This window comes from Actinophytocola sp. (genome assembly GCF_035942955.1).
Taxonomy (GTDB): domain Bacteria; phylum Actinomycetota; class Actinomycetes; order Mycobacteriales; family Pseudonocardiaceae; genus DASYTH01.
Genome location: NZ_DASZCQ010000120.1, coordinates 15,084 through 39,688, shown reverse-complemented (window position 1 = coordinate 39,688; position 24,605 = coordinate 15,084). Strand labels below are relative to the sequence as shown.

The following is a 24,605-nucleotide window of genomic DNA, read 5'->3' as shown; positions in this document are numbered from 1 at the left end:
TCGCTGACCCGGTGGGCGAGGGCGGCGGCCCGGGGGAGGTGGCGGAGTTGGTGCTGGCGGAACTCCTCGGTGGGGACCATGACGATCATGCGGCGCGGGGAGTCGATGATGGGGTGGACGAGCTCAGGGCGCAGGCCCCAGCCTTCGGCGACGATGGGGCGGCCGGAGACGAGGGCGCGGAGGTCGTCGAGGACCCCATTCGAAGCGGGTGGCGAAGCCGGCCAGGGTGGTGGCGGCCATCTCCTCCGGGGTGGTGGTGACCCAGACGGAGTCCGGGCCGGGGCCGGCAGGGGTTCGCCGAGGCGGATCCGGCGGGCGATACGCCGGTCATCGTGGGCGCGGGCGTCGTGGTAGTCGTCGTGGTAGTCGGTTAATCCATAGTGGACGGCCAGGACCCGGGCCACCGTGGACTTGCCGGACCATTGGGCGCCGCCGATCCACAGGGCGTTGCCCAGTGTGCCGAATGGGTCCCAGGGTTTCATGTGCCGGTCCTATTGTGTGGGCATGGTGCAGCCCGATCCCGATGTGCGCAGTCGCGAGTTGGCGCGGGAGTCGTTGGCGGTGGACGATCCGACGGGGTGGTTCGAGCGGTTGTACGGGGAGGCCGAGAGCGGCGTGGTGGCGGTGCCGTGGGATCGCGGGTCGCCGCACGTGATGCTCGTGGAGTGGGCCCGGGAGCGGGAGATCGAGGGGCGCGGGCGGCGGGCGCTCGTGGTGGGGTTCGGGTTGGGGCGGGACGCGGAGTTCATCGCCGGGCTGGGGTTCGAGACGGTGGCGTTCGACGTGTCGCAGACGGCGGTGCGGATGACCAAGGCACGCTACCCGGAGTCCACTGTGGAGTACACCGCGGCGAACCTGCTCGAGCCGCCGGAACAGTGGCGGGAGGCGTTCGATCTGGTGGTGGAAAGCCTTACCGTGCAGTCACTTCCGGTGGAGCTGCATCGGCGGGCGATCGTCGAGGTGGGACGGTTCGTGGCGCCGGGCGGGACGCTGCTGGTGATCTCGGCGGCGGCGGACGGCGAGCCGCCGGGACCGCCGTGGCCGCTGACCAGAGCGGAGATCGAGGCGTTCGGCGCAGGTGGGCTGGAGCCGGTGCGGATCGAGCACTCGGACGGCCGGTGGCGGGCCGAGTTCCGGCGTCCGGCCGCCTAGTCGAGGGCTACCGTTCCAGCTCCTCGTACCACTCCTCCCGGTTGTCGGCGGTGTCGGAGTCGTCGAGCAGATCGCCGAACAGGTCGTCGTCGGAGTCGTCCTGGCCCTCGTCCTCCTCCTCGTCGAGGCCCTCGAACAGGTCGCCGGCCGCGCGCCCGGCGCCGGCGCCGTCGTCGTACGGCGCGTAGTCGGCGGTCTGGTCGTCGCCGGGGTCGCCCTCCTTGCCGCCGGGCCGCGGCTCGGCCGGCGCGGGTGGCGGTTCGGCTGGTGCGGGTGGCGGTTCGGCCGGTGCGGGCGCCGGCGCCTGGTGGCCGCCGCCCTGGCCCTCGGCGTTCCACGTGCCCTGGCCGGTGGGGTCGTGGTAGGCCGACTCGGCCTTGCCGTCGTCGTCGAGATCGAGCAGGGCGGTGTCGGCGACGCCGTCCCCATCGGAGTCCCACATCAGGTCGTCGACCCGGCCGTCGCCGTCGAAGTCCAGCGCGACGCCGTCGGCGACCCCGTCGCCGTCGACATCGGCGTCGGCCTCGTGGTGATGCGCGGTCGGATCGCCCTGGCCGGTGCCGAACCGGTATTCGATGTCGGGCATGGGGCAGAACCTAGCAGCCGGCCGGGCCGCAGATGGCCGCTTTGGCGCCGCTGCGGCGCTCGATGAGCACGGTGTCCCGCCAGACGCCGTCGAGCTGGGCGATGCGCTCGCGGATGCCGACCGTGCGGAACCCGGCCGAGCGGTGCAGGGCGATGCTCGCCTTGTTCTCCGGGAAGATCGCCGACTGCAGTGTCCACAGTCCACCGTCGTCGGCGGCGGTGACCTGCCGGTGGATCAGGGCCTTGCCGACGCCCTTGCCGCGGAACTCCGCTCCGACGTAGAGCGAGTTCTCGCCGACGCCGGCGTAGCAGGTCCGGGTGGACACCGGGGACACGGCCGCCCACCCGGCGACCTCGCCGCCGAGCTCGGCGACCCACCGGTGGCCGGGCAGCCACTTGCGGTCGAGCGTCTCCCTCGGCGGCACCCGCGTCTCGAAGGTGGCGTTGCGGGTGGCGATGCCCTGGGCGTAGATGTGCCGCACGGCCGGCCAGTCCCGCTCCCGCATGGCCCGCACGGTGACCCCGTCGGGCGGCTCGGGGCGGCACGGGCGCACGGCCAGCGCGCCCATCACCACGTCGGCGGCGTGCGGCAGGCCGACGCAGCAGGCGTCGTTCACGCGGACCAGGGTTGCCGTGCCTTCCTTGCGCAGCAACACGAAGCCGACCTCGGCGAGCTTCTTGACGTGGTGCGAGCAGGTGGGCTGGCTGATCCCGACCAGTTCGGCCAGCTCACCGATCGGAACCTCGTAGCCGGCGGCGGCGACGGCGTGCAGCACCCGGACCCGGGTCGGGTCGGCGAGACAGGCGAACCAGCTCGCGTAGGTGGCCGCGGCGTCTTTGTCCAGGGTGGTGCTCATGCCGTCATCATTGACCAACATCTATGGTTGCGTCCAGTTTGGCCGGCCCGCTACATTGATGACCTTCGATGAAAGGTGGGTCGATGAGCGAGCAACTCCGAGACCAGGTGCGGGCCCGCTATGCCGCCGCGGCGCTCAAGGTCAGCTCCGGCGGCGGGGGCTGCTGCGGGCCGTCGGCCTGCGGGCCGGTCGACGTCGAGGAGCCGGGCTTCGGCGCCGTCGCCTACAGCAGCGGGGAGCGCGCCGAGCTGCCCGTCCGGGCGGTCGAGGCGAGCCTCGGGTGCGGCAACCCGCTGGCCGTCGCCGACCTGCGGCCCGGTGACGTGGTACTGGATCTGGGCTCGGGCGGGGGCATCGACGTGCTGCTGTCCGCACGCAGGGTCGCCCCGACCGGGAAGGCCTACGGGCTGGACATGACCGAGGAGATGCTGGCCCTGGCCAGCGAGAACGCGCGCGCGGCGGGGGCCACCAACGTGGAGTTCCTCAAGGGACACATCGAGGCGATCCCGCTGCCCGACGACAGCGTGGACGTGGTGATCTCCAACTGTGTGATCAACCTGTCGGTGGACAAGCCGGCCGTGTTCGCCGAGACGTTCCGGGTGCTGCGGCCGGGCGGCCGGTTCGGCGTCTCCGACGTCGTCGCCGAGGACCACCTGAGCCCCGCGGACCGGGCCGAGCGCGGCGATTACGTCGGCTGCATCGCCGGCGCGTTGTCCTTCAGCGAGTACCGCGCCGGGCTGATCGCGGCCGGCTTCACCGACGTCGAGATCACGCCGACGCACGAGGTCGCCGACGGCATGCGGTCGGCGATCATCCGTGCCGTGAAGCCCTAGGTGGGTTGCCAAGCGGGCGGCCGCCGGGGCCGTCGGCGAACGTCAGCCACGGGATCGACGGGCGCTGGTCCACGCCGGGCCTGCGCCAGTCGCAGACGCCGGACGGGAAGCCGGCGTTGAGCGCGGCCCATTCGGCGTCGGTGAACGCGACCGCGTAATCGCCGCGCTGCGGGTGCCGCAGCTGGCACCGCAGGATGTCGTCGGTCAGCGGGGCGCCGGCGGCGATCCGGGCGTCGCCGAAGTGCGGGTAGGTCCGCGCGCACCTGGCCGGGTCGGTGACCCGGGCCCCGTCGATCCAGCACGCGTCCACCGCATCCCGCGGCTTGTTGGCGATCACCTTGGCGCGCAGCGGTTTGTGGCTCGTGTCGGCCTCGATGTCGGCCAGCCACCGGTCGATCAGCAGGAACGACCGCAGCGCGATGTCCGGCGGCGGCAGGATCGACGGCGACAGCGGGAACGTCCAGATGATCTGGTTGGCGTGCCCGCCGTTGTCGCGGTCCAGCTTGGCCCGCAGCTTGTGGCTGTGGAACGAGGTGTGGATCTCGAAGGTCTCGTTGTACCCGCGCAGGTCGACGATCGGGACGGCGGCGAGCTGCCGGGCGTCGGTGACCTGGCCGGCGCGGTAGGCGATGCGCACGGCGCCGGGGTCGGGTTCGGCGCGCTGCGCCTGGAACTTCCAGTCGATGTCCTTGCTGCCGATCTTGGCGTTCAGGTCGACGAACTGCGCGGGCGTGATCTTCCCGGCGTTGAGCGCGGCGAGCCCGTACTGCACGCCGACGTTTCCGGAGGGCACCTTGGCGAAGCCGTCCTCGGCGCGCCGGCCCCAGATCGCGACCTGGTAGTCCTGGATCGTGCAGCGCACCCCGGTCGGATTGGTCTGCGGGTGGTACACCAACTCGGCCGGCAGGTTGCAGTTGGCGGCCCGGCTGGGGTCACTGACCACGGAGAAGCTCTGATCCCACGCCACGCAGTCGGTCGCGTCCTTGTGGCCGTCCACCAGCGCGCGCTGCGCCGGGTCCGGCCACAGCGCCGGTGCGACGTTGGTGAAGTAGTTGACCAGCAGGTGGCAGTCCAGCACCTCGCTCGCGGTGGTCCAGACGTCGGCGTAGCTGCAGTTGGGCTGGATGCCGTCGAGCAGCCCGGGATACGTCGCGGCGATCAGGTGCTGCTGGATCGACCCGCCGGAGCAGCCGGCGCCGATCGTGTACCGGATCCGGCCGTACCGCTCGGTGATGCGCTCCTTGAGCATCATCAGCGCCTCGGCCGACACCGTGGCGTTGATGTTGAACGCCATGATGTGCAGCCCGGATGTGGCGATCATGAAGCCGCGGGACAGCGCCATGTCGTCGAGCACCGGCAGCGGCGGCTGCTGCGTGTGGTTCGACGACCCGCCCCCGCCGAACGGCACGACCAGCTTGTGGTTCCACGCGCGGGGTTGCGCCGTCGCGGGGTCGAACAGCACGGCGATGTCGTGGATTCCCCGGTCGGCCGTGCCGCGCTCCACCCGGACGATGTACGGCACGGTCACGCCCTGGTCCGTGGTCGTCGACGCGATCTGCGCGGCGGGTGGCGGCGCCGCCGGATCGTAGGCGGCGAACTGCCCGGTCATGGAGCTCTTGTAGAACAGGGAGAACCGGGTCGGCGCATTGCACTGAGCGTCCGTGGCCGGCCCGAGCCCGGCCCGCTCCGTGCCGCAGATCCACGGCTGCACCTGCGGTCCGGCGAAGATCGGGCCGCCGATCGGGTGGTTGGTCAGCGTGATCCGGACCGAGCCGAACCGGTGCCGGGCGGTGAGCACGTTGCGGCCAACGGCCAGCCCCTCGACCAGCCCGACAAGGCTGCCGTCCGGCTGAGCCCGGAACGCCGCCGTGACGTCGCGTCCGTCCACGTCCACCCGGACCGCGGTGGGATCGCCGCGCCTGGGCACCGTGACCCGCACCAGCGCGTCCCCGCCGGAGATCAGGTCGGCACGGTTGGACAGCACCTCGATGTCGAGCGGCGAGGGTCTCGCGGCGGCCGGCCCGGCTCCCACGAAACCCAACGTCAGCACGAGGGAAACCAGGACAACGATGCAGCGCCGCATCCGCTGAACCTAGAACAGGTTCGTGTCCTGTGTCACCACCGAGCAATCGGTAGGTTCACCGGTGGTTATCGTGAGCCGTGCTACCCGAGCAGCCGGACGACTGGACCGAGCCCGGTGCCTACCCGGTCGCTCCCGGCGTGTACCGGATTCCCTTGCCGCTACCCAACGACGGGCTGCGCGCGGTGAACGTCTACGCCGTCGAGGATCCGGCCGGGCTGGTGCTGGTGGACTCCGGCTGGGCGATGGACGAGACCGAGAAGGCCATGACCGCCGGGCTGCGCCTGCTCGGGTACGACCTCGCCGACGTCGCGGAGGTCGCGGTCACGCACGCCCACGGCGATCATTACACGCAGGCGATCGCGCTGCGTGCGACGTTCGGCTCGCGGGTGCGCATCGGTCGCGGCGAGCGGGCCAGCATCGAGCGGCTGCTCGGTGGCGACCTCGGCGCCTACGACGACCAGTACCGCCAGCTTCGGGCCTATGGCGCGACCGAGCTGGCGGACCGGCTCGAGCGGTGGGCGGCGACGGCGTTCAACCGCGGTGACATGCCGTGGGACCTGCCGGACGGGTGGCTGGACGACGGCGAGCAGATCCGGCTGCGCGACCGGGCGCTGGACGTGATCGCGACGCCCGGCCACACGCAGGGCCACGTGGTGCTCCGGGACTCGCCCGCCGGGCTGCTGTTCTCCGGTGATCACATCCTGCCGCACATCACGCCGTCGATCGGCTTCGAGGCGGTGGTGGCGCGGACCCCGTTGCGCAACTATCTGGCCTCGCTGCGGCTGGTCAAGGATCTGCCGGACACCCTGCTGCTGCCCGCGCACGGCCGGCCGACGCCCAGCGTGCACCGGCGGGTCGACGAGCTGCTCGCCCATCACGAGGTGCGGCTGGCCGCGGTGTACCGGGAGGTGCAGCGGGGGGCGCCGACCGCGCACGCGGTGGCCGCCACGCTGCGGTGGACCCGGCGGGAGCGGACGCTGGCCGAGCTGGACCTGTTCAACCAGATGCTCGCGGTGATCGAGACCGGCGCGCACCTCGACGTCCTGGTCCTGCAGGGCGAGCTGACCTGCACCGAGGTGGACGAGGTGCGTCATTACTCAACATGAGATATTCTGAGGCGGATATTTCAGCTTCAGGAGAATCCATGGCCAAGCGGCGGATGTCCAACCCGCTCGCGCTCGCGGTGCTCAGCCTGCTGGTCGAGAAGCCGATGCACCCGTACGAGATGTCGAGCACCCTGCGCGAGCGGGCCAAGGAGGCGAGCATCAAGCTCAACTACGGCTCGCTGTACTCGGTCGTTGAGTCGTTGCAGCGGCACGGGTTCATCGAGGTGCACGAAACGGTGCGGGAGGGCAGGCGGCCGGAGCGGACCGTCTACGAGATCACCGAGGCCGGCCGCACCGAGCTGGTCGACTGGCTCAGCGAGCTGTTCGCCGTGCCGGTCAAGGAGTACACGCAGTTCGAGGCGGCGCTGTCGCTGATGCCGGTGCTGTCGCCGGATTCCGTGGTCCGGCTGCTGCAGACCAGGCGGACCCGGCTGGAGGCCGAGATCGTCGGCACCCAGGCCGTGATCGACGAGATGGCCCGGCAGGGCCTGCCCTACATGTTCGCCATCGAGGCCGACTACGTGGTGGAGCTGCGCCGGGCCGAGCTTGCGTTCGTCGAGCGGCTGATCACGCAGATCTCCGACGGCACGTTCGAGGGCGTCGACGTCTGGCGGCGCGCGCACGAGACCGGCGAGCTGCCCACGGCGGAGGACTGGCAGCGGGCGCTGAAGAGGCATCCGCTGCGCCGGGTCAAGTAGTCATCGTGACATCAGTCTTGACGTCACGGCGACACCACGACATACTCGACTTCGGATATTAGTCGAAGAACAAAATCGCCGACCGGGTGCGGCAACACCCGACCGGCGACTCGGAATCCCAGGGTCGGTCCCGCAGCGGAACCAGCACCTAGGCGCACCAACAAGGATAGCTGGACCGCGCTCGAGGGCCGATCTGCCGTTCGCGTACAGAGAGGTCCATCGAGATGAATGTCCCAACGGGACGGACGCACCCCGGGGTGGCGCCGTCCGGCGCCCGGGTCGAGCCGGCCATCGCCGCCGCCGACCTGGTCAAGAAGTACGGCGAGGTGACCGCGCTCAACGGGTTGAGCTTCGCCGTCGCCCCCGGCACGGTGTTCGGCCTGCTCGGCCCGAACGGGGCCGGCAAGTCCACCACGATCAAGATCCTGACCACGCTCAGCCGGCCGACGTCCGGCGGCGCGACCGTGGCCGGGATCGACGTGCTGCGCCGGCCGGACGCCGTGCGGCGCGCGATCGGCGTGGTCACCCAGCGGGCCAGCACCGACCCGCAGGCCACCGGCGGGGAGAACCTGTTGCTGGCCGGGCGGATCTACGGGATGCGCGGCCGGGACGTCAAGGCACGGGCGGCCGAGCTGCTGGAGCGGTTCGGGCTCACCGAGGCGGCCGACCGCGTGGTGCGCACGTACTCCGGCGGCATGCAGCGCAAGCTCGACGTGGCCATGGGCCTTGTGCACCGGCCGAGCGTGCTGTTCCTCGACGAGCCGACCACCGGGCTGGACCCGCAGGCCAGGGCCGAGATGTGGGCGGAGATCTCCCGGCTGGCCAGGCACGAGGAGATGACCATCCTGCTCACCACGCACTACCTTGAGGAGGCCGACCACCTGGCCGACCGACTGGCCATTGTGGACAAAGGAATGATCGTCGCCGAGGGCAGCCCGGACCAGCTCAAGAGCGAGCTGCGCGGGGATGCCGTGGTGGCCGATCTCGCCGCGGACGCCGACCCGGCCCTTGCGCGCACGGCGATCGAGCGGCTCGGCGGCACCCGGGACATCACCGTCGAGGGGCGCTCGGTGCGGACCAGGGTGGACAACGGCGCGGCCGCGGTCCCCGCGGTGCTGGCCGCGCTGGAGTCGGCCGGTCTGGCCGCGCTGTCGATCACGGTCGCCCGGCCGTCGCTGGACGACGTGTACCTGCGGCACGCCGGCCGCACCTTCGCGGCCGCCGAGGGAGGGGAGGCGCGATGACCACGCTGGTCGCACACACCGGCTACTTCACCGGCCGGCAGCTGCGGGCGCTGGCCCGGCAGCCCGCCTTCGTCGTGATCATGCTGATCCAGCCCATGATCTGGCTGCTGCTGTTCGGTCAGCTGTTCAAGCGGGTGGTGGAGCTACCCGGCTTCGTCAGCGGCTCGTACGTCGACTTCCTCACCCCCGGCGTGGTCGTGATGACCGTGCTGTTCAGCAGCGGGTGGAGCGGCATGGGGTTCATCGAGGACATGGACCGCGGGGTCATGGACCGGCTGCTGTCCTCACCGGCCCAGCGCGGGGCCATGATGGCGTCCTCGGTGGCCAACCAGGCCGTGACGATCGCGATCCAGTCCCTGGTGATCGTGCTGGTCGGCTGGGCGATGGGCGCCCGGTTCGACGGCGGTGTGCTCGGGATTCTGGTCATGCTGGTGGCCGCGGTGCTGCTCGCCGCGTCGTTCGCCTCGCTGTCCAACGGGATGGCGCTGCTGGTGCGGACCCGGGAGTCGCTGATCGGGTTCTCCACGATGCTGACGCTGCCGCTGTCGTTCCTGTCGTCGGCGATGATGGCCAAGGAGGCGATGCCGGACTGGATCCGGGACGTCTCCGCCTACAGCCCGGTGGACTGGGCCGTGGTGGCCATGCGCGAGGCGCTGTCCGCCGACCCCGACTGGGGTGCGGTGCTCGGCCGGCTCGGCGGCCTGCTGGCCGTGGCGCTGGTGACCGGATGGATCGCCACCCGGGCGTTCCGCACCTATCAGAGATCACTCTGAGCATGCCCGACGAGCGCCGCCCCGATCAGCGCGTCCCGCGTGATCAGGGCGGCGAGCTCGTCCTCTGACAGGTGCCCGGTGCCGGCCGGGCGGCGGGGCACGACCAGGTAGCGGCAGTCGGCATTGGAGTCCCAGACCCGGATCTCGGTGTCCGGGTCGAGGGACACGCCGAACTCGGCCAGCACCGCGCGGGGCTCGCGGACGGCGCGGGAGCGGTACTCGAACGACCGGTACCAGCGGGGCGACGGCCCGAGCAGCGACACCGGGTAGCACGAGCACAGCGTGCAGACCACGAGGTTGTGCACCGTCTCGGTGTTCTCCACGGCGACCAGCTGCAGGAACGGCAGCTCGCGGTTGGTGGTGCCGGTCAGGTCGTAGCCGTGGGTGCGCACGACGGCCGTGGCGTCGTCGAGCAGGCTGCGCCGGAAGTCCGGGTTCACCCAGGCCCTTGCCACGTAGCGGGCGCCGTTGCGGGCGCCCATCCGGCGGCCGAAGGTGTCCTCCACGTCGTCGACCTGCTCGGTGGTGATCAGCCCGCGGTCGACGAGGGCGCGCTCGAGGGCGGCGACCCGGCGGGCCATCGGCGCGGTGGGCTGGTGATCGTTCACGACATCCCCTCGCAGGCTCGGTGATGCCGTTCACGGTCGCCCTGTGTCGATGGTTCGCTCGCAAGCTCGCTCACGTGGCTCTCCAGGTAGCTTTCGAACAGATCGAGGTAGACGTCGTGGTCGCCGGCGTCGTCACCCCACAGCTCGCGCGCGGCGAATCGCACGCTGTACAGCGGCTCCGGGTCGACCGCCTGACCCCGGGCCAGCGCGTCGGCCAGCCGGAAGCGGCCGCGCAGGGCGTGGATCGTGCCGGGGCGGCCGCGGACGTAGCGCGGCAGCCGGGTGTGGCCGGGCGCGCCGTGCAGCCTGGCGCGGACCGGCTGCCCCGGCTCGAACGTCACGACTCCTCCATGGCGGCGCGGATATCGTCCCGCTGCTCGGCGGTGATCAGGCCCTTCTCCACGCACAGCCGCTCGAGCGCCTCGGTCCACCGCTCGTAGTACCCGCTGGCGAAGTAGTCGGCCGGCGCCATCCGCTCGATCGCGTGCCGGAACTCGTCCCAGGTGAACACGCCGTTGTGCAGCAGCGACCGGACGATCGCGAAGACCCGCGCCTCCCAGGCGGCGTGGAAGTCGAGCTCGTCGTCGCGCCCCGGCACCGGTCCGAAGCCGTGCAGCCCACCGATGTCGTGCACGTAGCTCATGGACAAACCCTAGGCTGGTTTCGGGGCGGGCCGGAGCATCAATTCCTCCGGGTAGCACCACCCCCAGTCCTCTCCCGGCTCGAACGACACGATCACCGGGTGCCGGGTCCGCGAGTAGTGGTGGGTGGCGTGCTTGTTCGGCGACGAGTCGCAGCAACCGATGTGGCCGCAGGTCAGGCACTTACGCAGGTGCACCCACTCCGACCCGGAGGCAAGGCATTCCGCGCAGCCGTCCGGCGTCTGCGCGTCCACGTTGCGCACCTGGTCGAGGTGCGCACACGATGCGGTAGTCATGCCCCCTGGCTACCAGATCGCGACGGCCGCCGCGAACCGGCGAGGCTGAGCAGGACAAGGCCGGCGGCGATGGCGATCATCGTGAGGACGCCACGCGGCCAGAAGATGTGGCTGTCGAGGAAGGAGACGGCGGCGGGCAGGAGGAGCAGGGCGCCGGGGAGGGCGCGCCAGCCGGCGTGGCGGGCCGTGGCCGCGACGAGGATCAGGCCGGCGGCGAGGAAGGACCAGGCGCCGATGGTGCCGAGGGTGTCGCCGATGGCGAACACCTCGCCGAGGGCCGGGGTAGGACCGCGCTCGGCGCGGACGACGGTGCCCGCGGCGATCCCGGCGACGGCGTCGAGTCCGGTGTAGAACGTGGCGAAGCCGAACGCGGCGAGGCGGCCGGGCCGGCGCAGGACCGGCGGGGCCGGGGCGAGCAGGATCCACAGGGCGGCGGCGAGCAGGGGGAAGACGGGGAGCAGCAGGACGTGCAGCGTCGCCCACCACTGGGCGGTGGCGGCGTCGAGCCCGGAGGGATGTGCGACGCCGAAGCCGGCGAGTGCCAGGCCGGGGAGTGCCACGAGGACATGGCGCGGCCGGTCTGATCGGAACACCATGCGACGGTAGAGCAGCCCGCGGACGCCGGAGATTAGGGAACTGTTACGGGGTGGCGGGTTCGCGGGCGACCGTCGCGGCGCGGCCGGCGAGCACGAGCAGGGAGTGCAGCAGTGCCAGGTCGGCGAGGAGCGCGAGGCGTTGGGTGACGCCGACCGGTAGCGGCCCCGCGAGCAGGTAGCTGACCCCGAACAGGGCCAGGGTGCCGGCGGACAGCAGCGTCCACCCGGTGAGCGTGCGGCGAAGGTGGGCAAGGGCGGGGGTTTCCCGGAGGCTGTCGAGGAGGGCGAAGCCGATCGCCGGCAGGCTGAGGAAGGCGACGAGGCAGGCGTACTGGTGGATCTCGCCGCTGACCGGGTCGGGGAACTCCGCGTAGCTGGCCGGAAAGACCGCGGCCAGGGTGAGGCCGCCGGACCAGGTGCCGAACAGGATCCCGGTGGTGCGGGTGATCGGCACTCCGGCGGCGCGCAGCGCGGCGAGAACGAACAGCGAGCCAACCGCCAGGGCCAGGATGCTCGCCGCGAGCAGGCCGGTGCCGCGGTCGGTGAACGCGTAGCTGGACAGCGTGTCCAGCGCCGGGTTGCGCGAGCTGACAATGTGCAGCACCGCGATGGTGAGCAGACCCCAGCCCAGCGCCGCGCCCGAGGCGATCAGCCACGGCCGGGTTCTGGCCGCCGCCACCTCCTGAGTGGAATCCCGCATGGTTTCAGGGTCGCCGAGCCGACCGGCGGCTGAAATCCGGGAAACACCCTGATCCTGGGTAGGGGTGGCCCTACCCTGCCGCGACGGCGGCGCGGATGAGCTCGATGGGGTGGTACGGCGTGCGGTGCGTGCCGTGGGAGATCTGCTGGCGGCAGGAAACTCCGGTGGCGGCGATGAGGGTGGACGGCGGCTCGGCGCGGACGGCGGGGAACAGGCGATCCTCGCCGACGGTCATGGACAGGTCGTAGTGCTCGGCCTCGAAGCCGAACGAGCCGGCCATGCCGCAGCAGCCGGCGTCGAGCTCGACGACCTCGGCGCCGGGGATCCGGTGCAGCAGAGCCACGGTCGCGGCGGTGCCGACCTCGGCCTTCTGGTGACAGTGGCCGTGGAACAGGATGCGGCGGTGCGCCACCCAGGAGTCGCCGGCCAGCACGAGGGCGCCGGCGTCGATCGCCTCGATGATCAGCTCCTCGAGCTGCCGCACCCGGGCGGCGACGTCCCGGGCGCGCGGGTCGTCCCGCAGCAGCGCAAGGGTCTCGTCGCGCAGGGTGTACACACAGGACGGTTCGCAGCCCACGATCGGGGCCGCGGTCGGTTCGGCGAGGTCGTCGACGAGCGCGGCGGCCTTGCGGCGCGCGTCGTCCAGCAGTCCCTTGGACAGGCTGGACCGGCCGCAGCAAGCCCTGGCGGCGAGCCGGACCCGGTAGCCGGACAGCTCGAGCAGCTCGACGGCGGCGCGGCCGATGCCCGGCTCGGTGTAGGTGGTGAAGGAGTCGGCGAGCACGGTGACCGGCCCGCGCGGAGCGTCCTGGCGGGCCGGGTGGTGGCGGAACCAGGCGGCGAGGTGGCGGCGGTGGAACCGCGGCAGCGGCCGGTTCGCCGTGATGCCGAGGTATCGCCGCATGAGCCGGCGCACCGGCCGCAACCGGCCGGGCAGGTTCGACAGCGGCGCGGCCGCCGACCCCAGCCGGTTCAGCGTGCGAATGCCGCCGAAGATCCGCGAGCGCAGCGGGACGCCGTGCACGTCGTGGTGGTGCGACAGCGCCTCGCTCTTGAGCCGGGCCATGTCGACCCCGAGCGGGCACTCGCTCTTGCACGCCTTGCACATCAGGCACAGGTCCAGCACCTCGTGCAGCCGCCCGTCGCCCAACGCCCTCCGCGGGTCGGGCGCGGACAGCGCCTTGACCAGCGCGTTGGCCCGGCCGCGGGTGGAGTCGTCCTCCAGCCGGGTGGCCATATAGGACGGACACATCGCGCCGCTGCCGGTCTTGCGGCACAGGCCGATGTTCATGCAGCGGTCGGCCGCGTCCCGCATTCCGCCGGCGACCTCGAACGACAGCCGGGTGGGAAACGGTTGCGGCGCGGGCAACGCGGGGTCGCGCAGGTGATCGGTCATCGGCGGGGCGTCGACGATCTTGCCGGGATTCATCAGGTTGTCCGGGTCGAACAGCCGCTTGACCGCACGCATCGCCTCGTACAGCGCGTCGCCGAAGATCTCCCGGTTGAACTCGCTGCGGACCAGGCCGTCGCCGTGCTCGCTGGAGTTCGCGCCGCCGTACTCCCGGACCAGGTCCTTGACCTCCTCGGCGACGGCGCGCATCGTGGCCACCTCTGCCGGGTCGGTCAGGTCGACGAACGGCCGCACGTGCAGGCAGCCCACCGAGCAGTGGCCGTAGAAGCCGGCCCGCAGCCCGTGCCGGTCCAGGATGCGGGCGAACCGGGTGGTGTACTCGGTGAGATGCCGGGGATCGACGGCGGTGTCCTCGACGAACGCCAGCGGCCGGCGGGTGCCGGTGCTGGCCGCCATGAGCAGCCCCAGACCCGACTTGCGCACCTTCATCAGGTGGTCCTGCTGCTCGCGGGTCACCGCCTCGAGCGTGTGGTAGCCGTGGTTGTGCTTGCGCCACAACGAGCTCAGCCGGCGCAGCCGGGCGCGCAGCTCCCGCTCGTCGTCGCCGGTGAAGCTGACGTACAGCAGGGCGTCCGGGTCGCCGTGCAGGATCGAGCCGAGCGAGGCGTACTCGAGCTTCTTGCGGGACAGGTCGAGGATGGTCCGGTCCATCAGCTCGACCGCGGCCGGGTCGCAGGCCAGTGCGTGCTCGGTGGCCGCGATGGCCGCCTGGGTCGAGGAGAAGTGCCCGACGGCGATGACCGTCCGCTTGGGACGGTCGACGAGGCCGACCTCCGCGCTCGTGGTGACCACGAGCGTGCCCTCCGCGCCGACGACGAACGTGGCCAGGTCGAACGGTTTGGCGCCGGCGAGGCGGTCGAGCCGGTAGCCGCCCGCCCGGCGCCAGAACGGCGGGAAGCCGGTCTCGATGGCGTCCCGGTTGGCCGACACGATACGCGGCAGCTCCCGGTACAGCGCCCCCTCGCGGGTGTCGGCCGCGGCCCGGCGGCGCAGCTCGTCGTCGTCGACCGGCGCGAAGGTCGCGGTCGACGCGTCGGACAGCACGACGTCGAGGGCGCGGACGTGGTCGATCGTCATGCCGTAGCGCACGGAGCCGCTGCCCGCGGAGTTGTTGCCGATCATCCCGCCGAGCGTGGCCCGGTTGCTGGTGGAGGTGTCCGGGCCGAACATCAGCCCGTGCCCGGCCGCGGCGCGGTTCAGCTCGTCCTGCACGACACCGGGCTCGACCCGGGCGGTGCGTGCCTCCGGGTCCAGCTCGAGGATGCGGTGCATGTGCCGGGACATGTCGATGACCAGACCGGCGCCGACGGTCTGCCCGGCAAGGCTGGTGCCCGCCCCGCGCGGGATGATCGGCACGCCGTGCTCACCGGCCGCGGCCACGGCGGCCACCACGTCGTCGGCGTCGCGCGGGAACACCACGCCCACCGGGGTGATCGCGTACATGCTGGCGTCGCGGGCGAACAGGTGCCGGGTGTAGTCGTCGAAGGCCACCTCGCCGGACAGGTCGCGCCGCAGCCGGTGCTCGAGGTCAGTCATGGCTCAATACCCGCAGGGCGGCGGTGACCCCGGCCGGGTCGATCGGCACGCCGGCGAGCTCGAGTCCCATTTGGACACCGGAGAGCGTGCCGGCCAGCGAGACGTCGTTGAAGTGGCCGAGATGGCCGATCCGGAACACCCGGCCGGCCAGCCTGCCGAGCCCGGCGCCGAGCGACACGTTGAACCGGTCCAGGATCACCTCCCGGATCTTGTCGGCGTCGTGCCCGTCCGGCACCAGAACCGCGGTCAGCGCGGCGGAGTGCTCGCGCTCGTCGAGGCACAGCACCTCCAGTCCCCAGGCCCGCACCGCGGCGCGGGTGGCGGCCGCGTGCCTGGCGTGCCGCTCGAACACCCGGTCCAGCCCCTCCTCGGTCAGCAGCCGCAGCGACTCGCGCAACCCGTAGAGCAGGTTCGTCGGTGGGGTGTACGGAAAGAACCCGCGCTGGTTCGCCGCCAGGATCGGCTCCCAGTTCCAGTAGGACCGGGGTAGCCGCGCGTTCTTCGCGGCCCGCAACGCCTTCTCGCTCACCGCGTTGAAGCCGAGCCCCGGTGGGAGCATCAAACCCTTCTGCGAGCAGGAGACCGTGACGTCGACGCCCCACTCGTCGTGCCGGTAGTCGATGGATCCGAGCGAGGACACGGTGTCGACGAGCAACAGCGCCGGGTGGCCGGCCTCGTCGATGGCGTGCCGGACGTCGGCGACCCGGCTGGTCACCCCGGTCGAGGTCTCGTTGTGCACCACGCACACGGCCTTCGTGTCCGGGGTGAGCCGGGCCCCGACGGCGTCCGGGTCGACCCCGTGCCGCCAGTCGCCGGGGACGAAGTCGATCTCGAGGCCGAGGTTGGTGGCCATGTCCCGCCAGAGGGTGGCGAAGTGTCCGGTCTCGAACGCCAGCACGCGGTCGCCCGGGCTCAGCGTGTTGACCAGCGCGGCCTCCCACGCGCCGGTGCCCGACGACGGGTAGATGACGACCGGGCCCGAGGTGCCGAACACCGGCCGCACGGCTTGGAGCAGCTCGGTCGTCAATCGGGAGAAATCGGGTCCGCGGTGGTCGATCGTAGGTGCGGAAATTGCGCGCAACACCGCGTCGGGCACATTTGTCGGCCCGGGAATTTGCAGAAAGTGTCGGCCGGCCGGGTATGGCATCGCCAACTCCTGTCGGTTTATTCCTTACTCTTGACTGTCCTTGTGGCTCAGGTCATAGTCGTGATGTCCTCACGAGTCGATGGTGTCTCGGGGAGTTCGGCATGTCTACCCAAATCATCTCCATCATCGGGCTGGTCCTCATCGTTCTCATCGCCACCGTGCGTTCGGTGAACATGGGCGCGATCGCCTTCCTGGGCACATTCCTGCTCGGCATCTTCGTGTTCAACGAAAGCGAGGACGACCTCTTCTCCGGTTTTCCCGGCGATCTGTTCGTGGTGCTGGTCGGGGTCACGCTGCTGTTCGCCATCGCCAAGGCCAACGGCACCGTGGACTGGCTCATCCACATGGGGGTCCGCGCGGTGAAGGGGCGGATCGCCCTCATCCCGTGGGTGATGTTCCTGGTGACCGCGCTGCTGACCACGGTGGGGGCGGTGGTGCCCGGCGCGGTGGCGATCATGGCGCCGGTGGGCATGACGTTCGCGGTTCGGCACCGCATCAACCCGATGCTGATGGGGCTGCTCATCATCAACGGCGGCAGCGCGGGCGGATTCTCCCCGATCGGGGTGTTCGGCGTGATCACCAACGGGGTCGTGGAGCGCAGCAACCTGCCGGGCAACCCGGTCCTGCTGTGGGCGAGCTCGTTCCTGTTCAACGCGCTGCTCAGCGTCGTCGTCTTCGTGATGTTCGGCGGCCGGGAGCTGCTCAGCCGGCGCGTCGAGGAGCCGGGGGCCGCGGGATCCGAGCCCGACCCCGAGCGCGAGCCGGACGGTTCCGGCGGCAGCACGGGCGCCGCCATCGCCACCCGGACCACCACCGTGACCGAGGTGACCACGCTCAACGCGCAGCGGATCGTCACGCTGACCGGCCTGCTCGTCCTGGTGGCCGGCGCGCTCGCGTTCGACATCGACGTGGGGTTGCTCGCGCTGAGCATCGCCACGGTGATCTGCGTGCTGTTCCCGCAGGACACCAAGGCCGGCGTGGCGCAGGTCGCCTGGCCGACCGTGCTGCTGATCTGCGGCGTGGTGACCTACGTGGCCCTGCTGGAACGCGTCGGCACCATCGACATGCTCGGCGACAGCGTGGCGGACATCGGCATCCCGCTGCTGGCCGCGTTCGTGATCTGCCTGATCGGCGGGGCGGTGTCGGCCTTCGCCTCGACGACGGGGATCCTTGGCGCGCTCATCCCGCTCGCGGTGCCGTTCCTGCTCGCCGGCGAGGTCGGCGCGGTGGGCCTGATCATCGCGCTGGCCATCTCGTCGTCGGTCGTCGACTCCTCCCCGTTCTCCACCAGCGGCGCGCTCACCGTCGCCAGCAGTCCCGAGGACGTTCGGGACCGGGTGTTCCGCGGGCTGATGATCTGGGGTCTGAGCATGATCATCGTGGCCCCCGTGCTCGCCTGGACGATCTTCGTCGCGCCCGGCTGGCTGTGACCGCGGCGTGCCTACACTGCGGCCATGAGCGAGGGAATGCGCACCGTGCTCTCCGCCTTCCGGGTCCTCGAGGAGGTGGCCTACGCGCAGCCGGCCGGGGTCGGTGAGCTCGCGCGGAAGCTGCGGATGCCGAAGAGCACGGTGCAGCGCGCCCTTCAGACACTGTGGACGGCCGGCTGGATCTGCCCGGACGGCACGGAGAGCACCCGGTGGGTGCTCACCACGAGGGCGCTGCACATCGGCCAGCGCGCCATCGCCGACATCGGCGTGCGCGACGCCGCGCTGCCGATCATGCACGAGCTGCGCAGGGAGACCGGGGAGACCACGCATCTGATGGTGCTGCAAGGGAATCGGGCCGTGCTGATCGAGCGGGTGGAGACCGGGCACCCGATCCGCGCGGTCATCCCGCTCGGCAGCGCCGTGCCGCTGCACGGCTCGTCGAACGGCAAGGCGATGCTGGCCCACCGCAAGGAGGCCGAGGTGCGGGCGATCGTCGGGGACCGGCTCGAGCGCTACACCGATCGGACCATCGTGGACTGGGACGAGTTCCTCGCCGAGCTGGCCGCGGTCCGCGACCGCGGCTACGCCACGAACGTGGGCGAGTGGCGGACCGACATCACCGCCGTCGCCTCGCCGATCTTCGATCACGAGGGCCGGACCGAGGCGAGCATCTCGGTGTCCGCGCCGGGCAGCCGGATGCCGGAGCGGCTGCGGGTCTCCTACGGCGCGCTGGTGACCGAGGCCGCCAAACGGGTCAGCGCCACGCTCGGCTACCGGCGCCCGCCGGTCAACGGAAGCTGAGCCCGGCCGCATCAGCGGCCGTGCCAGTGCGGTGGGCGCTTGTCGAGGAACGCGGCGACGCCCTCGCGGAAGTCCTCGCTGCCGTAGCACAGCTCGACCAGGTCGCGATCCGTTGGCAGCGCGTGGTTCCGCAGCCGGCGCAGCGCGATCTTGCTGGCCCGCATGGTCAGCGGCGCGTGGCCGGCGAGCTGGTCGCACAGCTCCGCCAGCCGAGTGTCCACATCGGAGCACAGTTCCGAGGCCAGACCGATGCGCACCGCCTCGTCGGCGTCGACGAATCCGGCCGTGTAGATCAGGTGCAGCGTGCGCGCCGCGCCGATCAGGTGGACCAGCCGGGCGTAGGTCGGCATCGACACGCAGTTGCCGAGGGTGCGCGCGATCGGCAGCCCGAACCGCGCGTCGGGCCCGCACAGCCGCAGATCGCAAGCCGCCGCGAGGGACAGGCCGCCACCGGTCGCGTAGCCCTCGACGACCGCGACCGTCGGCACGGCGACCCGCTCGAGCCGGTCGAGCACGGCCTCGATGCGTTGCTCGTAGGCGATGCCGTCCTCGGCGCCGCGGAAGTCGCGGAAGTGGTTGATGTCCGTGCCGGCCACGAAGGCCTTGCCGCCGGCCCCGCGCAGCACCGCGACCCGCACCTCGGGGTCGCCGTCCACCCGGTCGCAGAACTGCGCCAGCGCGTCGTACATCGCCATGGTCATCGCGTTGCGCGCGGCGGGCCGGTTCACGGTCGCCGTTGCCACCGGTCCGTCCACGCTCACCAGCAGCTCGGTCATCCGGCGACACCCCCGGTGCGCAGCGAGCGGATCTCGTCGGTGGACAATCCCGCCGCCGCGAGGACCTCGTCGGTGTGCTCGCCGAGCCGCGGCGGCGGCCGCCGGATCCGCCCCGGGGTCTCGCTCAGCTTCACCGGGATGCCGAGTGCCCGCACCCGACCCTCGACCGGATGGTCCAGCTCCACCACCATCTCCCGGGCCAGCGTGTGCGGATCGGCGCACGACTGCGCGTAGTCGCGGATCGGGCCGGCCGGTATCCCGGCGTCGCCAAGCATCGCCATCCACTCCGCCGTGTCGCGTGTGGACAGTGTGCGGCCCAGCTCGGCGGCCAGCTCGCCCTGGTGCCGCACCCGGTCGGCGTTGCTGCCGAACCGTTGGTCGGCAAGGAGATCCGGGCGGTGCAGCACACCGCAGAGCCGCTCCCACAGCCGCTCGTTGCCGGCTCCGATCGTGAGGTAGCCGTCCCGGGTGGGAAAGGCCTGGTACGGCGCGTTCACCCGGTGCGCCGAGCCCAGCCGCCCCGGCGCGCGCCCGGTGGCCCACAGCTCGGCGGTCTCCCACACCGACATCGCCAGCGCCGAGTCGTACAGCGAGGTGTCCACCGCCTGCCCGCGCCCGGTGACCGCGCGGGCCAGGCAGGCACTGAGGATGCCGACCGCGCACAGCAGGCCCGCGGACAGGTCGGACACCGGCACCCCGCACTTGACCGGGGTGCCGCCGGCGTCGCCGGTCACGCTCATGATCCCCGACATGGCCTGCGCGATCAGGTCGTAGCCGGGCCGGTCGGCGTACGGCCCGGTCTGCCCGAAGCCGGAGATCGAGGCGTAGACGAGGCCTTCGTTGAGCTCGCGCAGCGTCGGGTAGTCCACGCCGAGCCGGGCGGCGACCCCGGGCCGGAAGCTCTCCACCACCACGTCGGCTCCGGACACGAGGCGGTGGAAGGCCGCGCGGCCGGCGTCGGTGCGCAGATCGAGCGCGACGCTGCGCTTGTTGCGGTTGACGGCGAGGAATGCGGCGCTTTCCCCGTGCGGCAACCGGTGTCCGGTGGCCTCCCGGGTGGCGTCGCCCCGCCCGGGAGGCTCGATCTTGATCACGTCGGCGCCGAGGTCACCGAGCAGCTGGCAGCAGAACGGCCCGGCCATCACCTGGGTGAGATCGATGACCGTCAACCGCTCCAGCGCGAGTGCCATCGCCTCCAGCCCGATGCTGTGCCGTGTGGCGGAACGAAACTCGTACAGTGGAACAACACTACGGGCGTGCGTCGGCCCCGGTCAAGGTCAACAAGGGGCCTAACGCACGACGAGGACGTGTTCGCCGCGGGGGACCAGCTCGCCGATGACCGGGTGGCCGGGCAGCTCGCCGGCGAGCAGCAGGCCGCCGGAGGTCTGGGCGTCGGCGAGCAGCAGCGCCTCGTCCTCGGTGACCGCGGACAGGTCGGCGTGCGGTGACACCCACTGCAGGTTGCGCCGGGTTCCGCCGCTGACGAAGCCGTCGCGCAGCGCCGCGCGGGCCGGCGCCAGGTACGGCACCGCGGCGGAGTCGACGATCGCGCTGACGCCGCTCGCCTTGGCCAGCTTGTAGAGATGGCCGAGCAGGCCGAACCCGGTGACGTCGGTGGCGCACCGGATCCCGGCGGCGACGGCGGCGCGGGCGGCGTCGCGGTTGAGCCGGGTCATGCTGTCGATCGCCTCGGCGAAGACCTCGCCGGTGGCCTTGTGCCGGCTGTTGAGCACGCCGACGCCAAGCGGCTTGGTCAGGGTCAGCGGCTGGCCGGGGCGGCCGGTGTCGTTGCGCATCAACGTGTCCGGGTCGGCGATCCCGGTGACGGCAAGGCCGTACTTCGGCTCCGGGTCGTCGATGCTGTGCCCGCCCGCGACATGGCAGCCGGCCTCGTGCGCGACCGAAAGCCCGCCGCGCAGCACCTCGCCGGCCAGCTCGAACGGCAGCACGTCGCGGGGCCAGCCGAGGAGGTTGACCGCGACCAGCGGCTGGCCGCCCATGGCGTACACATCGGACAGTGCGTTCGCGGCCGCGATCCGGCCCCAGTCGAAGGCGTCGTCGACCACCGGGGTGAAGAAGTCGGTCGTCATCACCAGCGCCCGGCCGTTCTCGATCCGCACAACGGCCGCGTCGTCGCCGGTGTCCAGCCCCACCAACAGTTCGCCGAGCGGCTCGTGGACCGGGTCGGCGCCGGCAAGGCCGCGCACCATCTCGTCCAGCTCGCCGGGCGGGATCTTGCAGGCACAGCCGCCGCCGTGGGCGTACCGGGTGAGGCGGACGGCTTCGGTCGCGGTCATCGGCGTACCCTCCTGCGGTCGTCGGGGAGGCGTTGGGTGAGGCCCTTGCGGTCGAGCATCTCCAGCAGCGGCACGGCAACCCGGCGCGTGGTGTCCAGCGCCTTGCGGGCCTCGCTGACCGTGAAGGGTTGCGGCAGCGCGCCGAGCGCGGCGGCCGCGTCCCGGATGCTCTGCGGCAGCAGCACGACGCCCTCGGCGATGCGGACCAGGGCGCCGACGCGCACCGCGGCGGCCAGCTCGCGCGGCCCGAGGCCCAGCTCGGCGAGGCGTTCGGTCGGCGGTGCGGCGAACGGGCTCGCCGCGAGCTCGGCCCGGACCTTCTCCACGGCCGCGCGCACCGGCGCCGGCAGGGTCGCCTGCTGGTCGGCGGGGGCGACCCGGCCGCCGCGGATGGCCAGCGGCGGCGTCACCAGGGGGTGCACCAGGGAGCGGTCGGGCAGCCGGAGCGCCTGGCGGACCACGTCGACGGGCGGGCCGAGCTCGAGGGGATGGTCCCGCCGCCAGTCTTCGACCAGCCGCTGGAGCCGGTCGCGCAGCCGGGCCTCGAGCCGCTCGTCGATCAGCCAGCCGTCGCCGACCGGGCCGGCCGTGCTGGTCACGCCCATGCGCTGCAGGTCCCGCTGCCGCACGATCCCGCGGCGGCGCAGCTCCGAGCGCTCGTCGGGGCGCCCGTCCAGCTCGGCCAGGATCTTGGCCCGCGCCTTCGCGGCGCCGCGGCGGACCAGCGCCGGCGGGGCGACGTCGAGCACGGTCGTGCCGCCGCTGACGTGATGCGCTCCCGGGTTGCGCAGCAGGCCGCGGTCACCGATGCGCAGCGGCAGCGGGTGCGCCAGCGTCAGCCGCGCGGTGTCGACGCCGATCGGGCGCACCAGGGCGGACACCGCCGCCGAGCCGAGGTGCAGCATCACGCTGCGCGGCAGGGACTCAACGGGATCGCCGTGCACCCGGACGTCGATCGTGTCGGTGTGGTGGAACCGTTGCGGCGTCAGCAATGCGTCGCCGCGGCGCAGCTCGTGGCGCTCGATGCCGCGCAGGTTCACCGCGACCCGGGCCACAGCGTCCACCTCGGACACAGGCCGGCCGAGGGACTGCAGCGCCCGGATCCGGGCCGTGCGGCCGAGGGAGGCGACCTCGAGCTCGTCGCCGACCCGCATCCGGCCGGCGGCCAGGGTGCCGGTCACGACGGTTCCGCTGCCGCGGATGGTGAAGCTACGGTCGATCCACAGCCGCACCGGCGCGTCGAGGTCGGGCCGGGGCAGGCCGGCGAGCAGCCGGTCGAGCGCGGTGCGCAGCTCGGGCAGCCCGGTTCCGGCCGGCGCGCTCACCGCCACCGCCTCCACCTCGCCGAGCGACGTGCGCGCGATCTCGGCCAGCGCCTGGCGCATCGCGGGCTCCGGGTCGGCGAGGTCGCTTCGGGTGATCACGCACAGCCCGTGCCGGACGTCGAGAGCGTGCAGCGCCGCGAGATGCTCGGCCGACTGCGGCATCCAGCCCTCGTCGGCGGCCACGACGAACAGCGCGGCCGGCACCGGGCCGATGCCGGCGAGCATGTTCGGGACGAACCGTTCGTGCCCGGGCACGTCGACGAAGGCCACCGTCACTCCCGGCCGCAGCTCCGCCCAGGCGAAGCCGAGGTCGATCGTCAGGCCCCGGCGCCGCTCCTCGGCCCACCGGTCCGGCTCCATCCCGGTCAGCGCGCGGACCAGCGTCGACTTGCCGTGGTCGACGTGGCCGGCGGTGGCGATGACGTGCATGTCAGTCCTTTGCGACGGCGGCGTACACCGCGTCGTCCAGCCCGGGGGGAACGCAGCGCAGGTCCAGCAGCAGCCGCCCGCGCTCCACCCGGCCCACGATCGCCTTGGCGCGCAACGGCTCCGCGAGCGCGGGGTCGAGCGCGACCGCCCAGGACGGCAGCTCGACCTCCGGTGCGCCCCCGCCGCCCACCACGCTCACCGTGCCCACCGCCTCGGCGGTGATCCCGTGCTCCCGCAGCCGTTCGGCCAGCGCCCCGGCACGCTCCCGCAGCCGGTCCGGGTGCCGGCGCAGCGCCTGCCACGTGGGCGACTCCGGCCCGCGCAGCGTCGCCTCCAGTGCGGCGAGGGTGAGCTTGTCGACGCGCAGGGCCCTGGCGAGGGGATGCCGGCGCAGCCGCTCGACGAGGTCGGCCCGGCCGAGGATGAGACCCGCCTGCGGCCCGCCGAGCAGCTTGTCCCCGCTGGCCGTGACCAGCGCGGCGCCGTCGTTGATCGCGCTGGTCGCGTCCGGCTCGTCCGGCAGCAGCGGCTCGGGGTTGAGCAGGCCCGAGCCGATGTCCACGACGACCGGAAGCCCCAGCGTCGCCAGCTCCCGCGTGGGCACCGCCGACGTGAACCCCTTGATCGCGAAATTGGCCGGGTGCACCTTGAGCAGGAAGGCGGTGTCGGGGTCGATGGCCCGCTCGTAGTCGGCCAGCGCCGTGCGGTTCGTCGTGCCCACCTCGCGCAGCCGCGCGCCGGTGGCCTGAAGCAGCTCCGGCAGCCGGAACCCGTCGCCTATCTCGATCAGCTCCCCCCGGCTGACCACGATGTGCCGCCCCGCCGCCAGCGCGGTCGCCGCAAGGGCCAGCGCCGCCGCGCCATTGTTGACGACGTGCACCGCCTCGGCGTCCGGCACGGCGGCGGCCAGGGCATCGAGCGTCCCCCGCCCGCGCCGCGCCCGGTTCCCGGTGGCCAGGTCGAACTCGACGTCGGTGTGCCCCGCCGCGGCGTGCAGGGCGTCGATCGCGGCCGCCGAGAGCGGGGCCCGGCCGAGGTTGGTGTGCAGCACGACGCCGGTCGCGTTGATCACCGGCGTGAGCGTGGTCGCCCGGCTCGGCAACGCCGCAACCGCCGCGTCCGCCACCGCCTCCGGTGCGATCTCCCCGCGCCGTGCCCGCTCCTGCGCGTGGGTGACCGCGCCTTTCACCAGCGCCCGCCCCAGCATCGTGGTGGCCGTGACCAGCCGTGGGTCGGCGAGCACGGCGTCGGTGCGGGGCACCTCACGACGCCGGTCCATCG

24 protein-coding genes are annotated in these 24,605 nt (G+C 72.2%); 8 read left to right on the top strand and 16 right to left on the bottom strand.

Annotated features, from left to right (window positions below; translation table 11 throughout):
• The first annotated feature begins 504 nt into the window (after positions 1-504).
• Complete coding sequence (locus VGX25_RS11810; protein ID WP_326917705.1) at positions 505-1,152, top strand: class I SAM-dependent methyltransferase; 648 nt, start codon at positions 505-507, stop codon at positions 1,150-1,152.
• Between the two features lie 7 nt (positions 1,153-1,159).
• On the opposite strand, the gene VGX25_RS11805 is transcribed toward VGX25_RS11810, so the two are convergent.
• Both VGX25_RS11805 and VGX25_RS11800 read right to left on the bottom strand, forming a co-directional pair.
• Positions 1,160-1,738, bottom strand: a complete 579-nt coding sequence (locus VGX25_RS11805; protein WP_326917704.1) for a hypothetical protein — start codon at positions 1,736-1,738, stop codon at positions 1,160-1,162.
• A gap of 10 nt (positions 1,739-1,748) precedes the next feature.
• Positions 1,749-2,594 (bottom strand): metalloregulator ArsR/SmtB family transcription factor, encoded by an 846-nt coding sequence (locus VGX25_RS11800; RefSeq protein WP_326917703.1) that lies wholly within the window; start codon positions 2,592-2,594, stop codon positions 1,749-1,751.
• Between the two features lie 83 nt (positions 2,595-2,677).
• On the opposite strand from VGX25_RS11800, the gene arsM reads away from it, so the two are divergent.
• The gene (arsM, locus tag VGX25_RS11795; protein ID WP_326917702.1) at positions 2,678-3,427 is read left to right on the top strand and encodes an arsenite methyltransferase; all 750 of its coding nucleotides are present in this window, start codon (positions 2,678-2,680) and stop codon (positions 3,425-3,427) included.
• On the opposite strand, the gene VGX25_RS11790 is transcribed toward arsM, so the two are convergent.
• Positions 3,405-5,510: a DUF6351 family protein gene (locus tag VGX25_RS11790; protein ID WP_326917701.1), complete on the bottom strand. Its 2,106-nt coding sequence runs from the start codon at positions 5,508-5,510 to the stop codon at positions 3,405-3,407. The genes arsM and VGX25_RS11790 overlap by 23 nt on opposite strands.
• A 77-nt stretch (positions 5,511-5,587) precedes the next feature.
• On the opposite strand from VGX25_RS11790, the gene VGX25_RS11785 reads away from it, so the two are divergent.
• The 4 genes from VGX25_RS11785 to VGX25_RS11770 all read left to right on the top strand — a co-directional run bounded on the left by VGX25_RS11785 (position 5,588) and on the right by VGX25_RS11770 (position 9,331).
• Positions 5,588-6,616, top strand: a complete 1,029-nt coding sequence (locus tag VGX25_RS11785; RefSeq protein ID WP_326917700.1) for an MBL fold metallo-hydrolase — start codon at positions 5,588-5,590, stop codon at positions 6,614-6,616.
• 38 nt (positions 6,617-6,654) lie between these two features.
• Positions 6,655-7,314, top strand: a complete 660-nt coding sequence (locus tag VGX25_RS11780) for a PadR family transcriptional regulator (protein ID WP_326917699.1) — start codon at positions 6,655-6,657, stop codon at positions 7,312-7,314.
• 224 nt (positions 7,315-7,538) lie between these two features.
• Positions 7,539-8,558, top strand: coding sequence for an ABC transporter ATP-binding protein (locus VGX25_RS11775; protein ID WP_326917698.1), 1,020 nt, complete (start codon positions 7,539-7,541; stop codon positions 8,556-8,558).
• Entirely contained in the window at positions 8,555-9,331 is a 777-nt protein-coding gene (locus tag VGX25_RS11770; RefSeq protein ID WP_326917697.1) for an ABC transporter permease, read from the top strand. Before VGX25_RS11775 ends, VGX25_RS11770 begins: the two co-directional genes overlap by 4 nt.
• Here VGX25_RS11770 and nthA read toward each other — a convergent pair.
• From nthA to VGX25_RS11730, 8 genes are all read right to left on the bottom strand, one after another.
• A complete protein-coding gene (gene nthA / locus VGX25_RS11765; protein WP_326917696.1) occupies positions 9,316-9,939 on the bottom strand; it encodes a nitrile hydratase subunit alpha in 624 nt (207 codons plus the stop codon). The two genes, VGX25_RS11770 and nthA, sit on opposite strands and share 16 nt — an antisense overlap.
• Positions 9,936-10,280 carry an SH3-like domain-containing protein gene (locus VGX25_RS11760; protein WP_326917695.1) on the bottom strand — a complete coding sequence of 115 codons (345 nt, stop codon included), beginning with the start codon at positions 10,278-10,280 and terminating at the stop codon, positions 9,936-9,938. The genes nthA and VGX25_RS11760 overlap by 4 nt, the downstream gene beginning before the upstream one ends.
• The gene (locus tag VGX25_RS11755) at positions 10,277-10,582 is read right to left on the bottom strand and encodes a nitrile hydratase accessory protein (protein WP_326917694.1); all 306 of its coding nucleotides are present in this window, start codon (positions 10,580-10,582) and stop codon (positions 10,277-10,279) included. The genes VGX25_RS11760 and VGX25_RS11755 overlap by 4 nt, the downstream gene beginning before the upstream one ends.
• 9 nt (positions 10,583-10,591) lie before the next feature.
• Positions 10,592-10,876 carry a UBP-type zinc finger domain-containing protein gene (locus tag VGX25_RS11750; RefSeq protein WP_326917693.1) on the bottom strand — a complete coding sequence of 95 codons (285 nt, stop codon included), beginning with the start codon at positions 10,874-10,876 and terminating at the stop codon, positions 10,592-10,594.
• Entirely contained in the window at positions 10,873-11,436 is a 564-nt protein-coding gene (locus tag VGX25_RS11745; RefSeq protein ID WP_326917692.1) for a hypothetical protein, read from the bottom strand. Before VGX25_RS11745 ends, VGX25_RS11750 begins: the two co-directional genes overlap by 4 nt.
• A gap of 79 nt (positions 11,437-11,515) precedes the next feature.
• Entirely contained in the window at positions 11,516-12,172 is a 657-nt protein-coding gene (locus VGX25_RS11740) for a DUF998 domain-containing protein (RefSeq protein WP_326917691.1), read from the bottom strand.
• 70 nt (positions 12,173-12,242) lie between these two features.
• Entirely contained in the window at positions 12,243-15,119 is a 2,877-nt protein-coding gene (locus VGX25_RS11735) for an FAD-binding and (Fe-S)-binding domain-containing protein (protein ID WP_326917690.1), read from the bottom strand.
• Positions 15,112-16,266: a pyridoxal-phosphate-dependent aminotransferase family protein gene (locus VGX25_RS11730; RefSeq protein WP_326917689.1), complete on the bottom strand. Its 1,155-nt coding sequence runs from the start codon at positions 16,264-16,266 to the stop codon at positions 15,112-15,114. Before VGX25_RS11730 ends, VGX25_RS11735 begins: the two co-directional genes overlap by 8 nt.
• Positions 16,267-16,367: 101 nt before the next feature.
• Here VGX25_RS11730 and VGX25_RS11725 point away from each other — a divergent pair, with 101 nt between their 5' ends.
• Together VGX25_RS11725 and VGX25_RS11720 are read left to right on the top strand one after the other, a co-directional pair.
• The gene (locus VGX25_RS11725; protein WP_326917688.1) at positions 16,368-17,696 is read left to right on the top strand and encodes an SLC13 family permease; all 1,329 of its coding nucleotides are present in this window, start codon (positions 16,368-16,370) and stop codon (positions 17,694-17,696) included.
• Between the two features lie 24 nt (positions 17,697-17,720).
• Positions 17,721-18,497 (top strand): IclR family transcriptional regulator, encoded by a 777-nt coding sequence (locus VGX25_RS11720; RefSeq protein ID WP_326917687.1) that lies wholly within the window; start codon positions 17,721-17,723, stop codon positions 18,495-18,497.
• Positions 18,498-18,508: 11 nt separating this feature from the next.
• Here the strand turns inward: VGX25_RS11720 and VGX25_RS11715 are convergent, their stop codons facing one another.
• The 5 genes from VGX25_RS11715 to selA all read right to left on the bottom strand — a co-directional run bounded on the left by VGX25_RS11715 (position 18,509) and on the right by selA (position 24,603).
• Positions 18,509-19,273: an enoyl-CoA hydratase/isomerase family protein gene (locus VGX25_RS11715; protein WP_326917686.1), complete on the bottom strand. Its 765-nt coding sequence runs from the start codon at positions 19,271-19,273 to the stop codon at positions 18,509-18,511.
• Complete coding sequence (locus tag VGX25_RS11710; RefSeq protein WP_326917685.1) at positions 19,270-20,463, bottom strand: CoA transferase; 1,194 nt, start codon at positions 20,461-20,463, stop codon at positions 19,270-19,272. Before VGX25_RS11710 ends, VGX25_RS11715 begins: the two co-directional genes overlap by 4 nt.
• Before the next feature lie 99 nt (positions 20,464-20,562).
• A complete protein-coding gene (gene selD / locus VGX25_RS11705; RefSeq protein ID WP_326917684.1) occupies positions 20,563-21,570 on the bottom strand; it encodes a selenide, water dikinase SelD in 1,008 nt (335 codons plus the stop codon).
• On the bottom strand, positions 21,567-23,324 hold the full coding sequence (gene selB / locus VGX25_RS11700; protein ID WP_326917683.1) for a selenocysteine-specific translation elongation factor: 1,758 nt from the start codon (positions 23,322-23,324) through the stop codon (positions 21,567-21,569). Before selB ends, selD begins: the two co-directional genes overlap by 4 nt.
• A 1-nt stretch (position 23,325) precedes the next feature.
• The gene (selA, locus tag VGX25_RS11695) at positions 23,326-24,603 is read right to left on the bottom strand and encodes an L-seryl-tRNA(Sec) selenium transferase (RefSeq protein WP_326917682.1); all 1,278 of its coding nucleotides are present in this window, start codon (positions 24,601-24,603) and stop codon (positions 23,326-23,328) included.
• Positions 24,604-24,605 lie beyond the last annotated feature (2 nt).